Here is a 14,193-nt window from a genome sequence, read left to right on the forward strand (position 1 = left end):
AACCTGCATGTTCGAAGCGACTGGCCCCCGCGACCACCTCGTCCGCGCCCTGCACGCCGACCTGATCGGCCCCTACCAGCTCGGCGAGGAAGGTATCGTCGAACAGGAGGTCCTCGAGCTTCCGCCGTCTCGCCACTACCTCACCGGCTTCCTCGCGTCCGAAGAAGAACGCGAGCCCGAGGACCCGACCGCCGACGACAGCCTCGGCGCCGGTCCTGACGAGCCGGAGGAGGAAACCCAGGGTGAGGAGCCCGAGGACAAGCGCCCCAACCTCTGGCCCGCGTCCATCGGAATGAGCGTGCTCGTCCCCAGGGAGACGCGCGACGTCAAGGCCACCGTCCGCTTCGCCGAGTATCGCCCCGAGACCCTGAAGCCCGAAGGGCGTGGTCGAGGGCAGCGCGTCTGGAAGCGAACACCGCGGCAGACGATCTCCACGGACGTCCCGCTGGACCCGCAAACCCTCAAGAACGGGATCGGCCTGCGGGACACGGTGGGCCTCGTGATCTACGGCCAGATCAAGGCCGTCGAGCACGCGCGCGGGCTCCGGGAGGGGACGCAGGCGCTCGCGCTCTTCGTCGTGAACCAGCGCGGCGCCGGCGAGAAGGGCCAGCGAGACGAGCAGCTCGTCTTCCAGATCGAGCTGGAGATCGAGTGTGCCGAGGGCATCGTCCCGCGGCCGAACTTCTCCGACGAGGAGAGCGACCAGTGGGACCAGAAGGTCGCCGATCTCCAGTTCCGCGAGCGCGTCGAGTACGCGGTCGGCCACGGCGTCGCCGTCGTGGTGCCCCCGGGCCAGAGCTCGGTCACCCGCGTGAAGACCACGTGGCTCCCCGAATACGAGGTGCGGCGGGTCATCGCGCACGAGGAAGCCGACGTGAAGGTCGCGATGGACGAGCTCGCGAAGCTCGACAGCGCCGAGGACGTGCGCGCCCGGCTCCAGCGCCTGCCGGCCGCCTACGGGGCGTGGATCGAGCGGCAGCGAGGCGTCGCGCTCGAGGGCGACAGGCGCGCCGAGACCCGCGACGAGCTCATGCAGAAGGCCGACGACGCCCGGCGGAGGATCCAGGAGGGCATCGCGCTCCTCGAGAGCAACGCGCAGGTCCGCCAGGCGTTCTGCCTGGCCAACGAGGCGATGGCCGAGGCCGCGCGGCACCGGAGCCCTTCTCGCTACCAGGGCGGCAAGCGCCCCGAATGGCGCCTGTTCCAGCTCGCGTTCCTGCTGATGAACCTCCACGGCGTGGCCAGCGGCGAGCACCCCGATCGCGAGCGCGTCGAGCTGATCTTCTTCCCGACCGGCGGCGGCAAGACGGAGGCGTACCTCGGCGTCATCGCCTATTGCCTGCTCCTCCGCCGCCTGCGACGGGCCAAGCTGCCCGACGGCGGCCTCGGCGTCACCGTGCTCCTCCGGTATACCCTGCGCCTGCTCACGCTCGACCAGCTCGGCCGCGCGGCGACGCTCGTCTGCGCGCTCGAATCCCAGCGCCGGAGGATGCCCGCGGTGCTCGGCGACACGCGCTTCTCGGTCGGCCTCTGGGTCGGGCGCAGCGCCACGGCCAACACCCTGGACGAGGCGTCGAAGCTCGTCACCGGCTTCAAGCTCGGCGCGAACGGCAATCCCTGCCCGCTGCCCGCCTGCCCGTGGTGCGGCGAGGAGCTCGGCCCGGGCAGCCTGACGCTCCTGCCCTCGAAGACCGCGCCCGACGAGGTGCGGGTCGGCTGCACCAGCGAGACCTGCGAGTTCTCGCGCGCCAACAACGACGAGGGCATCCCGGTCGTCTTCGTCGACGAGCAGGTCTATCGCGAGCTGCCGAGCTTCCTCATCGCCACCGTCGACAAGTTCGCGATGATGCCCTGGCGCGGCGAGGCCGGCATGCTGTTCGGCAAGGCCGGCGCGCGCGACGGCCGGCGCTTTTACGGCCCCATGGACGGGAAGCCGCCGCGCACGGCGAAGAACCTCCCCGGCGGCCTCGCGCCTCCAGAGCTCATCGTGCAGGACGAGCTGCACCTGATCTCGGGGCCTCTCGGCACCATGGTCGGCCTCTACGAGACGGCGGTCGACGCCCTCTGCTCGCACCAGACGAGCGCCGGCGTCGTGCGGCCCAAGGTGCTGGCGGCGACCGCCACGGTCCGCCGCGCCGATACGCAGATCCAGGCCCTCTTCGGCCGTCCGGCGAGCACGGTGAGCGTGTTCCCGCCGCCCGGCATCGACGACTCCGAGACGTACTTCGCGACCGTGGACACGAAGAGCCCCGGCCGAAAATACGTCGGCGTGGCCGCGCAGGGGCGCAGCATGAAGGCGATCCTGCTTCGGGTGTACCGGACGCTCCTCGCCGGGGCGATGAAGACCTACGACCCGTCGTCGTCGCCCGAGCAGACGGCGGACGCGTACATGACGCTCGCCGGCTATTTCAACAGCCTCCGGGAGCTCGGAGGGATGCGGCGGCTGGTCGAGGACGAGGTGCTCGGCCGCGCCGCGCAGGCGGACGAGGCGCGCCCGAGGAACGCGACGGGCAAGCACCTCTGGTTCGCCAACCGGGAGCTCGGCGAGCCGGTCGAGCTGACGAGCCGCGAGCACACCGACGCGGTGAAGCGCACAAAGGACCGGCTCAACAAGCCCTGGAGCGATCCCGAGCGGATCGACGTGCTGCTCGCGAGCAACATGATCTCGGTCGGCGTCGACATCGATCGACTCGGCCTGATGGTGGTCGCGGGGCAGCCGAAGACGACGGCCGAGTACATCCAGGCGTCGAGCCGCGTCGGCCGCCAGGACAGGTGGCCGGGGCTCGTGGTGACCGTGTACAACCTCCACAAACCGCGGGATCGCTCCCATTACGAGCACTTCGCCGCCTACCACGAGAGCTTCTACCGCTTCGTCGAGGCCACGAGCGTGACGCCGTTCTCGGGTCCAGCCCTCGATCGCGGTCTCGTGGGCACGCTCGTCGCGATGGTCCGCTTCGCCTCGCGCGATCTGACGCTGCCGAAGGGCGTCATGGGGCTGCCGGCGAACCGGCACCTGGCGAACGCCGTACTCGATCAGATCGCCGCGCGCGCGAGCCGCCAGCCCGAGCTGAACCAGGACGGGCAAAAGAAGCTCGAGGAAGAGGTCCGCATGCGCGGCCACAACCTGCTCGACACCTGGACCGACCTGGTGCGGTCGACCCCCGAGGAGCCAAAGCAGCGCCGGTACTCGAAATTCGACCGGGAGAAGGTCGGCGGCAAGCCGCTGCTCTACACGCCGCTCGACGAGGAGCGCCCGGGCCCCGACACGCCCGATGGGCGTTTCGCGGCGCCCACGTCGCTGCGGGACGTCGAGTCGACCGCGCACCTCTGGCTCATCGGGCGACGCCTGGGGAGGCAAGGCTGATGGCCATCGCAAAGAAGACCGCGAAGGGCGGGCACAAGCCCCCCGAGGGCAAGATCCGGCTGGGCCAGGTCGTGATGACGTTCGGTCCGGGCGCGATGGTCGACCTGCTCGAACATGCCGTGCTTATCGGCGGCACCGACTTCTGGCGCTACGACAGGTACAAGGATCAGGGCTTCATCGACGAGCCCCGCCTGCGCGAGGCCATCCTCGCCCGGGTCGGCTCGAAGCTCGGGATCGAGCTGAGCATCAACCGCGCGTTCCGGCTGCCCCCCGCGGGCGACGACGACGCGCCGTCGCAGCACAACGGCATCCAGGTCGCCGAGTTCCCGTCGTGGTTCGTCTGCCAGCGTTGCCGTGCGCTCGGGCCTTCGAGGAACCTCGAGCGTGAGAAGGGGCGCTACGTTCACCGCTGCACAAACACCCAGAAAGGCTTCTGCGTCCCCGTGCGGTTCGTGGCGACGTGCAAGCGCGGCCACCTCGACGAGTTCCCCTGGAGCTGGTTCGTGCACCCCTCCCAGGAGACGCGGTGCGAATCGCTGGATCTCCACCTCAAGGAGGACGCGTCCGGCGACTTCGCTCATATCCGCGTCTGCTGCGGCGTCTGCGGCGCGGAGCGAAAGCTCTCGGAGGCGCGTGAGCCCAAGGTCCTGCCCCAGTGCCGGGGGGAGAGGCCGTGGCTCGGATTCGAGGGACGCGAGGAGAAGGGCTGCGAGGAGAAGCTCAACCTGCTCGTCCGCACGGCGAGCAGCGGCTACTTCTCGCAATGGATGAGCGCGCTCTCGATCCCCGACAAGGCGCGCGAGGTGCTGAACAAGGTCAGCCAGGCGGACGTGTGGAATGTCGTGCAGGAGGCCGGGCGCGAGGAGCTCGCGCTGCTGCGCAAGGTCGTGGCCTCCGTGCGCAATGCGCTGCGCGACTACGACGACGACCAGGTGTGGACCGCCATGGAGACGATCCGCAAGGGCAAGGTGCCGGCGAGGGACGAGCTCCGGACCGCGGAGTACAAGGTCTTCCTCGAAGCGAAGGACGAGGTGGAGGGCCAGCTCCCGCCGCGGGACGAGGACTTCTTCGCCTGCCGTCTGTCCACGAAGCGCCATCCGCTGCCGCCGAGGGTGAGCCGCATCGTGCTCGCCAAGAAGGTGCGTCAGGTGCGCGCGCAGATCGGCCTGACGCGCCTGTCGGCAACGCAGATGAACCTGCAGGGCGAGACCGAGGACACGAGCAACCTCCAGCCGCTCGGGCTGACGCCGACCTGGCTGCCGGCGGCGGAGATCTTCGGCGAGGGTGTGCTTGTCTGCCTGGACGAAGAGGAAGTACAGAAATGGGAGCGCCGCCCGGCGGTGATCCGCCGGAAGGACGAGCTCGAGGACGGGTACAAGCAGGAGTTCAAGAGCAATAGCCGGGGGCCGGGCTTTCCGGGGGCCAGGTTTTACCTTCTGCACTCACTCTCGCACCTCCTGGTGTCCTCGATCTCGCTCCAGTGCGGCTATTCGGCGAGCGCGCTCTCCGAGCGCATCTATTGTGCGCCGGCGACCGACGACCTGCCGATGGCGGCGATCTTCATCATGACCGGCACGAGCGGCGCCGAGGGCACGCTCGGGGGGCTCGTCGAGCAAGGTCGCTCCATCGGCCGGCACCTCCGTCGCGCCTGGGACATGGCCTCCCTGTGCTCGAGCGATCCGGTCTGCGCGCATCATTCGCCCGGGGACCGGTCCGGGCGCCATCTCGAGGGCGCCGCCTGCCACGGGTGCCTGTTCGTCGCAGAGCCGGCGTGTGAGCGATTCAACCGCTACCTGGACCGGGCGCTCGTCGTGCCAGCGATGGGGCACGATCCCGAGCTCGCCTTCTTCAAGGTCCGCCCGTGACGGGGGCGGGATTATCCGCGGTCACGGAGCAGGATCTGCTCGCCCTCGTCGCCGCGCTCGACCGGGGGGACGTGCGCGCGCCGATGAGCGAGACGGGCCTGCGGGCCAACGGCTTCGGGCACCTCGTCGACGCGTTGCGGCCTTATCTCCGGCTCGATCGCGAAGGCGTTCACGCGGTCGTCGGCGTCGTGCTGGCCGAGCGGCGGCATCGCAAGGCCCCCAGGCTCACCCTGGTCTGGACGGGCGACGACCCGGGCGTCAGCCATTCTCGTCACACGCGGGTCCTCCTGTCCGAGCTCTTCGCGCGGGCGCGAGAGCACGTGCTCGTCGCCGGCTACTCCATCGACCACGGCGCGGAGCTCTTCGCGTCGCTGCACCGGGGCATGGCCGACCATGGGGTGACGGCGGATCTCTTCGTCGACGTGGATCAGCTCGCCCAGCGTCTACGGCAGGAGGCCAAGGGCGCAGGGCAGAGCTGGCCTCTCGTGTCGGCGCCGCTCGAGGCCGCCAGGGGGAACGTGGCGCGGGGTCAGGCCGTGGTGGCGCTGTTCTACCGGCTCATGTGGCCGTTCGGCGACCCGAGACCGGTCGTCTATTTCGACCCGAGGACGGCCGACAGGCAGAGCGCGGTCAGCCTGCACGCCAAGTGCGTCGTGATCGACCACGAGTACACGCTCATCACGTCGGCGAACTTCACGGATCGCGGCCAGACGCGGAACCTGGAGGCCGGGGTGGCGATCGAGGACCGGGGGTTTGCGGCGAGCCTCGAGAGGCAATGGCTTAACCTGGTGGATGCGGGAATGGTCGTGAGGGCGTGAGGCGCGCCCTGGCGGAAAGGAGCTTGCGTTGATCTCGACGTTCACCTGGCTGGATCATTCGGATCGGGAGCGGCAGCGGGTCCTCGAGGCGATCGACCGCTTCAAGGAGAGCGACACGCGCGACGAGCTCGGGCTCGGCGGCATCCGCGACGCCTTCGCGGACATGTTCTTCCCGGGTACAAGCGTCATCCAGACGCGGGCGAGGTACTTCCTGTTCGTGCCCTGGATCTACCGCGAGCTCGAGGCGCGCAAGACGCCATCGAGCGAGATCGAGGCCAGGGCGCGCAGGGCGGAGACGAGGCTCATCCAGGTGCTGAAGGCGTCCGACGACCCGCTCGGCACGATCGGGGGCCTCGCCGGCGAGACGCTGAAACGGCTGCCGAGCAACGTGTACTGGCTCGGCCTCGAGGCCTGGGGCATCCGCGCCTTCGATGGCTCGCAGGACGACTATCATCGCTCGCTCGACCGCTTCTACGCCGCGCGTGACCGCGCCGGGCGCGACGACGACGGCGAGAGTCTCGACGGGCGCGCGCGGCGCAACTGGCACGCCGCGATCCCGGATCCCCCCGAGGGTTTCCCGGGCGAGGCCGGCTTCGCCTTGCGGCGCGAGGAGGCGCGCTACCTCGTCGAACGAATCCAGCTCTCTGCGCCGCGCTCGCTGCTCGCCTTCCTGGCGCGCCACGGCCGCCCGGCGGCGGTCGACTTTGTCTGGATGCACCCTCAGCTCGGGGAGCTCTCCGGCGAGGTGCAGGAGGCGCTCGCGCACGCGCGGCTGCTCGCGGAGACGATGCAAGGCGCGGCGTGGCTCTACAACGTGCTGCTCGCCGAGGAGCGCGCGAAATCGACCGCAAACGGCGAGGCGGTAGAGCGGTTCCGGGGCGAGCTCGCCGACTGGTCCGAAGAGATGCGCGGTCGGCGCGCGGCGATCGCGGCCTGGGACCGCTCCGCCTTCTGGCGTCTCGTCCGCCAGCGCACGCGCGTGGCAGGGTCGACAGAGGCGTTCGTCGAGAGCTGGCTCAAGCTTGCGCCCTGGGACAAGCCGGGCGGCGGGCCCGACGACAAGGCGGCGCGCGCGCTGGTGTGGCAGCGGGAGCAGCAGCTCAAGGGCGGCCGGGCGCGGCTCACCAACCTTCGCGCGCTGGAGCTCTGGGGCGGTGAGTCGGGCACGGCCCGCCTCAGTTACAGGTGGCCGTCGGCGAGCCGGCTGCTCGCCGATCTGTACACGGCCCTGGGCCGGGGAGGGGACGATGCTTCAGCCGGGTGATCGCCGGGTGCTCCTCGAGGCGCTGCGGCCGCCGGACGGTTACGTCGTCGACCGGACCCTCGCCACGACCTACTCGCTCGACCTTGTCGCATTGCTTGTCGCGCCGCTGTCCTTCTCGCTCTTCGACCGGATCGCACGCCGCGGGGATCCAGCGGCCGGCGAGGCCGAGCCGCTGGGGGCGACGGCGCTGCTCCAGGCCGTGCGCGCCCATGCCGAGAAGCTCGTGGTGTTCTGCCAGGCGGGCTGTATCGCGCGCCCGGCGCAGTACCGCCAGCTCCTCGCCTACCTGGAAGGGTCCGTCGTCCAGGTGCGCGCGCGAAGCGAGCAGGGGGTGTTTCACCCCAAGGTATGGGTGCAGCGCTTCACCTCGGCCGACGGCCCCGTGCGGTATCGGGTCCTGGTCAACTCGCGTAACCTCACCTTCGATCGATCGTGGGATACGATGCTCTCGCTCGAGGGCGAGCTCAAGGACCGCACCAACGCGATCAGCCGGAACCATCCGCTCGGGGACTTCCTTGCGGCGCTCCCTGGTCTCGCGGTGCGCCCCGTCTCCGGGCGGGTGGCCACGGACACCGCGCTCCTCGCCGACGAGGTGCGCCGCGTCGCCTTCGAGGAGCCGGAGGGGTTCGAGGATCTCAAGTTCTGGCCCCTCGGCCATGACGACACGACACGGTGGCCGTTCGACACGCGGATCGATCGGATGCTGGTGATCTCGCCATTCCTCGCGGCCGAGACGCTCGGGCGACTGACCGCGACCGGGAGCGGCCACGTGCTCGTTTCGCGCACCGAGGAGCTCGCCCGCTTCTCCCTCGCGGCGTTCGCGCGCTTCGACGAGGTGCACGTCCTCAACGAAGGCGCGGAGGGCGAGCGCGAGGACGATGACGCCGGCGGGGACGTTGAAGCCGGCGAGGCGAACACCGCGGATACGGCCGCGCGCGGGCTTCACGCCAAGCTCTATATCGCCGATGCGGGGCGGAACGCGGAGGTATGGACGGGATCCGCCAACGCGACGCGAGCGGCGTTCCACGAGAACGTCGAGCTCCTCGTCCAGCTCACGGGCAAGAAGGGCAAGGTGGGCATCGACGCCGCGCTCGGCGACGGCGGCGGGTCGGCCGCCCTGCGGGCGCTCCTTGTGAAGTTCACGCCGTCCGCGGACGCCGTGCCACAAGACCCCGTCGACGCGGCGCTCGACCGTCGGCTACGCGCCCTGCGCCTCGCGCTGGGGAGCGCTCCATGGCGGGCGAAGGTCGAGCTCGAGGCCGCGCCGGGTGACGACACCGAGCGCTACCGCGTTCACCTCCGCGCGGAGGGCGCGCGGCTCGACCTCGGGCCGGGCACCGAGGTGCGTTGCTGGCCGATCGCGCTCCCGCCGGATCACGAGACGGGCCTGTCGCTGTCCAGCGCCGGAGCGTCGGCCACCTTCTCCCGGTGCTCGTTTCAGGCCCTGACGAGCTTCTTCGCCTTCTGTGTCGTGGTGCGGGAAGGCGCGCGGACAGAGCAGATCGTCTTCGTTGTCAACGTCCCGCTCGACGGGGCGCCGGAGCACCGGCACGCGCGCATCCTCCTGGCGATGCTCGATGATCCAGCCAAGGTGATGCGCTTTCTCCGGATGCTCCTCGCGCTCGATCCGGTGGAGGGCATCGAGGAGCTGCTCGACGCCGAGGGCACCGCGGAAGGGGCTGCCGCCCGCTGGTCCGGCGGGGGCTCGGGGACGCCGCTGCTCGAGGCCCTTCTCCGGGCGCTCGACCACGAGCCGGAGCGGCTGCGCGAGTTCGAGCGCGCGGTGCGGGAGCTCCGGACCACGCCGGAGGGCGCGGCCGTGCTGCCGCCCGATCTCGAGCGCATCTGGGAGCCGATTCGCGCCGCCTGGGAGGCGCAGCGCTCCAGAGGAGGCCGGTCATGAGCGGAGGCACGGAGGTGCGCGTCGCCGACGCGGTGCTGGCGGGGCTCAAGGACTTCCAGCGGCGGACGGTCGACTGGGTGTTCGAGCGGCTCTATGGCGAAGAGGGCGGGAGTTGCCGCTTTCTCGTGGCGGACGAGGTCGGTCTCGGCAAGACGCTCGTCGCCCGCGGCGTGATCGCGCGCGCGATCGATCACCTGCGCGCGACGGTGCCGCGGATCGACGTGCTGTACATCTGCTCGAACGGCGACATCGCGAGGCAGAACATCCAGCGGCTGAAGCTCGATGGAGACGGTCACGTGGCCCTGGCGTCGCGCCTGACCATGCTCCCGCTCGAGGTGAGCAAGCTCAAGAGCACGAGCACCGGGGTCAATTTCATCTCGTTCACGCCGGCGACGTCGTTCGATGTACGCGACGGGCTGGGCCAGGCGCAGGAGCGGGTGCTGCTCTACTGGATGCTCCGCAAGGCGTGGGGTCTCGGCGCCGGCAAGGCGATGATCAACGTGTTTCGTGGTCACGTCGGCGCGGACCGGTTCCGCGAGCGGATCGACGGCTTCGACACCTCCTTGATCGACGTCACCGCCCAGGACGCGTTCGAGAAGGCGCTCTCCAGGCGCGTGGCGCAGGAGAGGGCGGGCGGCGCGGTCGATCTGCGCGCGCAGCTCGACGCGCTGTGCCAGGCCTTCTCCTCGTCGAGCCGGACGATTGACCAGGAGACCGGCCGCGCCCGCGGCCGCTTCGTCGGCGCGCTCCGGTCGGTGCTGGCGGAGAGCTGCGTCGAGGCGCTCGAGCCCGATATCGTGATCCTCGACGAGTTCCAGCGCTTCAGCCATCTGCTCGACGACGACGACGACGAGGCGAGCGTGCTCGCGCGCGCCGTGTTCGAGTACCCGAAGGTCCGGGTGCTGCTCCTGTCGGCGACTCCCTACAAGATGTACACGCTGAGCGAGGAGGGGGGCGAGGACGACCACTACCGCGACTTCGTGCGTACCATTCGCTTTCTCGAGGGGAAGACCGGCGACGCCCGCCGGATCGAGGACGAGATGGAAGCGTACCAGTCCGCCGTCCTCGGGCTGACGCAGACCGAGGGGCCCGAGCGCCTCCGCGCGGCGACCGGGCGGCTCAGGGAGCGGCTCCGTCGGGTGATGGTCCGGACCGAGCGGCTCGCCTCGACGCCGGACCGGAACGGGATGCTCGTCGAGGTGCCCGGAGCGCCGCTGGAGCTTCGTTCGAGCGATGTGCTCGACTACCTCGCCGTGCAGGCCGTGTCGCGGGTGGTCGGGCAGCAGGACGCCATCGAGTACTGGAAGAGCGCGCCTTATGTCCTCAGCTTCCTGGACGAGGGCTACAAGCTCAAGACCGAGCTGCGCAAGGCGCTCGATGCGGGCGACCAGAGGATGCCTGTCGCCCGCGCCTTGTCGCTCTCTCCGACGGCCACGCTGCCCTGGGACAGGGTCCACGGTTACAAGGAAGTCGAGCCAGGCAACCCACGGATGCGGGCGCTGGTGGACGACTTCCTCGGTACCGGCGCGCACCGCCTGCTCTGGATCCCGCCCGCGATGCCCTACTACGCGCTCGGCGGGCCGTTCGCGGACGCGGGCGTGGCGCGGCTGACGAAGCGGCTCGTCTTCTCGTCGTGGCGGGTCGTCCCCCGGGCGATCGCGGCGATGCTGAGCTACGAGGTCGAGCGACGGGTGTTCAGCGAGGATACGGCCGCGGAGTACACGACGGAGTACCGGGCGGGGCGGCGCGGGTCGCTGCGCTTCGCCGAGGCCGATGGCCGCCTGACCGGCATGGCCGTGCTCGCGTTGCTCTACCCGAGCCTCTACCTCGCGGAAGCGTGCGATCCCGCGAAGCTTGCGGTCGAGCTCGCGCGGGACCGGTCGTGCGGCGGCGCGCCGTGCAGCCTGGGCGCGATCCCCGCGACAGACATCCTTCAGCTGGCGAAGGAGCAGATCCAGTTCGCCGTGGAGAGGCACCTGCCCCGCACCCGGGCGGACGGCCCTGCGGACGAGCGCTGGTACTGGGCCGCCCCGTTGCTGCTCGACCGCAAGCTCAGGCAGGCGACGACGGTGGCCTGGTTCCAGCAAGAAGACCTCGCTGCGGCATGGTCCGGCGCGGCGGACGCCGACGCGCCCGTCGAGGGCGAGGAGCGCGCCGGGCGGGGCCGCTGGGCGGAGCATGTCGAGGAGGCGCGGGCTGTCGCGCTCGGCGGCGCGGCCGTGGCGACGTCGGCGGAAGGGCAGAAAGCGCTCGGGCGGATGCCCGACGACCTTGTCGATGTCCTGGCGCACCTCGCCATCGGCGGGCCTGCGGTGACCATGTTCCGGGCGATGCTCCATGTCGTGGGCGGGGAATCCGCCCTCGACGAGGCGGCGCGGACGGCCCTACGCAACGGCGCGGGGACCACCGCGTGGGCGTTCCGCGCGCGGTTCAACCAGCCCGAGGTGGTGGCGCTCCTGCGCGGCATGCGGCGGGGCGATGATGAAGCGACGCCGTACTGGCGGCAGGTCCTCGACTACTGCGTCAACGGCTGTCTCCAGGCGGTGCTCGACGAGTACGTGCACGTGCTCCGCGATCACCTGGGCCTGCTCGCCGGGACGATCGGCGAGCGCGTCCACGAGGTCGCGGACGAGATCGTGGAAGCGATCGAGCTCCGGACGTCACGGGTCGCCATCGACGACCTCGCGCGCAGCGAGGCCGGCCGCACGGTGAAGCGCGTGAGCCGCAACTTGCGGACGCATTTCGCTCTCCGGTATGGAGATGAGCGGTCGGAGGACGGGTCCCTTGTGACGCGCGCTGACCACGTGCGCAAAGCGTTCAACTCGCCGTTCTGGCCATTTGTACTGTCGACGACCTCTGTCGGCCAGGAAGGGCTCGACTTTCATACGTACTGTCACGCCGTCGTGCACTGGAACGTGCCGTCGAACCCGGTCGACTTCGAGCAGCGTGAGGGCCGCGTTCATCGCTACAAGGGCCACGCGGTGCGCAAGAACATCGCCGAGGCGCACGGGGATGCGGCGCTCCACGACGGCGACCGCGATCGCTGGGAGGCGATGTTCGCCCGCGCCCTGGAGCGGCGCTCTGCGGACACGACCCACATCGTACCGTACTGGATCTTCCTCGAGGGCGCGGCGCGCATCGAGCGGCATGTCCCTGCGCTGCCGCTCAGCCAGGATCGAGAGCGCATCCAGCGACTGCGCAGCTCCCTCGCCGTCTATCGTATGGTCTTTGGCCAGCCGCGACAGGAGGACCTTGTCGCCTACCTGATCGAGCGGGTACCCCGGTCGGAGCTGGATGAGCTGATGGCGGAGCTGCGCATTGACCTGAGCCCGGACGGCGGCGCGTGAGTCTGAGCTCAAGTTGATCGAGCTCGCGGCCCAGCGCGGCAGCGTGCTCGCGGTCACCCACGCCTGGCTCCGCGAGGTGTTGGCGCAGGCGCTGGCCGATCGCCGGTGGAGGCGCGTGCACGCCTCGGGGCGCTATGCCCACTGGAGCGCGTGGACGTTGACCGATGGGCATCCCTCCCGATCGTAGTTGCCCGTCGGGTCGGCGCCGGTTCCCGTGGAGAGCATCCCGCCCGATCACCCGCGCTGCGCGCGGCGCTCCTGGACGCGTCACCGCTTCTTCTTGCAGCCCCCGTAGCGCTCCACGCTCGCGATCGCCGGCGGATTGGAGAAGTACGTCGCGTCATACCCGCCCGTGATGAGGACCGAGCCGTCTTGCAGCGTCGTCGCCGTGTGGAAGGCCCTCGGGATCGGGTCGTCGATCACGGTCCAGGTGTTGTTTGCCTCCTTGTAGATCTCGGCGCCCTCATCGCCGATGGCCATCACGCGGCCGTGGGACATGGGCGCCACGGCGGAGGCCCAGCTGTGGCGGAAATTCGGCGGCGGGGTCAGTGTCCACGTGTCGCTCGCGGGATCGTAGATCTCGGCGGTCTCGCCCGCATCGACGAGGACCACGATCTCCTCCTCGGTGCCGCCGTAGATCGCACCGCCGCCGCCGACCACCAGCACCCGCCCGCTGGGCAGCAGCGTGGCCGTGTGCTGCATGCGAGGCAGGTTCGTCGGCGCCGCCGCCGTCCAGGCGCCGGTGGCCGGATCGTAGATCTCGACGCCGGTGCGACCTTCGGGCATCTCGTTGCCGTTCAACGTGTACCCGCCGGCGACGAGCACGCGCCCATCCTGGAGCAGCGTCGCCGTATGCAGGTGGCGAGTCACCGACATCGACCCTGCGGTGGACCATGTATTCGTGGCAGGATCGTAGAGCACGGCCTCCTTCAGAACACTGTTGTCGTCGCTGCCGCCCGTGCGCAGCACCAGCCCGTTCGGCAGGGGAGTCAGCGCCGTCTGGGCAAACTCCCAGCCACGGGCCGCCTCGCCGGGCGTGAGGGGGACGCTCGTCGTCGCGCCCGTGCTCGGATCGTAGACAAGCCCGCCCGGGCTGAAGAGCACCCGGCCGTCCGGCAGGGGCGCCGCGCCCACGGGGGCCAGCGGGTAGGGCAGGGTGCCGCCGGTCGTCCACGCACCGGCGGCGGGATTGTAGAAGTCGACCGTCGTGGGGTAGGGGTAGTCGCCACTGCCGCCGGCGACCATCACCTGGCCGTCCGGCATGAGCAGGGCGATGTGCCGCTCTCGCGCCCGGGGCAGCGGCGCCACAGAGGACCACTCCGCGTGGACACCGATATGGCCGCGGCACTTCTTCTGCTTCTGCTTTTGCTTCTTCGCGTGGTGGTCGGCCGACGGCGCCGCGTTCGCCTGGAGCGCCGCCTCCTCGAGCGCACCGTCCGCGAGCGCCGCAGGCTCCGATGCAGGACCGCAGCCGGCGGCCGCGAGCGCGGCGAGGGAAAGGAAGGCGATCAGACCACGATGGCAGCGACCGGTGGGAGACATGGTAAGACCTCGTCGGGTGTTGGGGGAGGGCGGAGCCGTCCCCTGCGGGGACGCGCCACGAGCGCAACAGTGGATCATACTAGAGGATCG

General features: G+C 70.4%; 8 protein-coding genes. 7 read left to right on the top strand and 1 reads right to left on the bottom strand.

Annotated elements, in window-relative coordinates; genetic code table 11:
* The first annotated feature begins 7 nt into the window (after positions 1–7).
* Genes drmA through WMF36_RS16635 form a run of 7 tightly spaced genes read left to right on the top strand, consistent with a single transcriptional unit; the run spans position 8 to position 12,748 of the window.
* Positions 8–3,364 carry a DISARM system helicase DrmA gene (gene drmA / locus WMF36_RS16605; protein ID WP_437580580.1) on the top strand — a complete coding sequence of 1,119 codons (3,357 nt, stop codon included), beginning with the start codon at positions 8–10 and terminating at the stop codon, positions 3,362–3,364.
* A complete protein-coding gene (gene drmB / locus WMF36_RS16610) occupies positions 3,364–5,229 on the top strand; it encodes a DrmB family protein (protein WP_437580581.1) in 1,866 nt (621 codons plus the stop codon). The genes drmA and drmB overlap by 1 nt, the downstream gene beginning before the upstream one ends.
* Entirely contained in the window at positions 5,226–6,047 is an 822-nt protein-coding gene (locus tag WMF36_RS16615; RefSeq protein ID WP_437580582.1) for a phospholipase D-like domain-containing protein, read from the top strand. Before drmB ends, WMF36_RS16615 begins: the two co-directional genes overlap by 4 nt.
* Positions 6,048–6,075: 28 nt before the next feature.
* On the top strand, positions 6,076–7,311 hold the full coding sequence (locus WMF36_RS16620) for a DUF6361 family protein (protein WP_437580583.1): 1,236 nt from the start codon (positions 6,076–6,078) through the stop codon (positions 7,309–7,311).
* A complete protein-coding gene (locus WMF36_RS16625) occupies positions 7,295–9,214 on the top strand; it encodes a phospholipase D family protein (protein WP_437580584.1) in 1,920 nt (639 codons plus the stop codon). The genes WMF36_RS16620 and WMF36_RS16625 overlap by 17 nt, the downstream gene beginning before the upstream one ends.
* Positions 9,211–12,561, top strand: coding sequence for a DEAD/DEAH box helicase (locus WMF36_RS16630; RefSeq protein ID WP_437580585.1), 3,351 nt, complete (start codon positions 9,211–9,213; stop codon positions 12,559–12,561). Before WMF36_RS16625 ends, WMF36_RS16630 begins: the two co-directional genes overlap by 4 nt.
* Before the next feature lie 13 nt (positions 12,562–12,574).
* Positions 12,575–12,748, top strand: a complete 174-nt coding sequence (locus WMF36_RS16635; protein ID WP_437580586.1) for a hypothetical protein — start codon at positions 12,575–12,577, stop codon at positions 12,746–12,748.
* Between the two features lie 80 nt (positions 12,749–12,828).
* On the opposite strand, the gene WMF36_RS16640 is transcribed toward WMF36_RS16635, so the two are convergent.
* Positions 12,829–14,103, bottom strand: coding sequence for a Kelch repeat-containing protein (locus WMF36_RS16640; protein ID WP_437580587.1), 1,275 nt, complete (start codon positions 14,101–14,103; stop codon positions 12,829–12,831).
* Positions 14,104–14,193 lie beyond the last annotated feature (90 nt).

The organism is Sorangium sp. So ce887, from assembly GCF_051521455.1.
Taxonomy (GTDB): domain Bacteria; phylum Myxococcota_A; class Polyangia; order Polyangiales; family Polyangiaceae; genus Sorangium.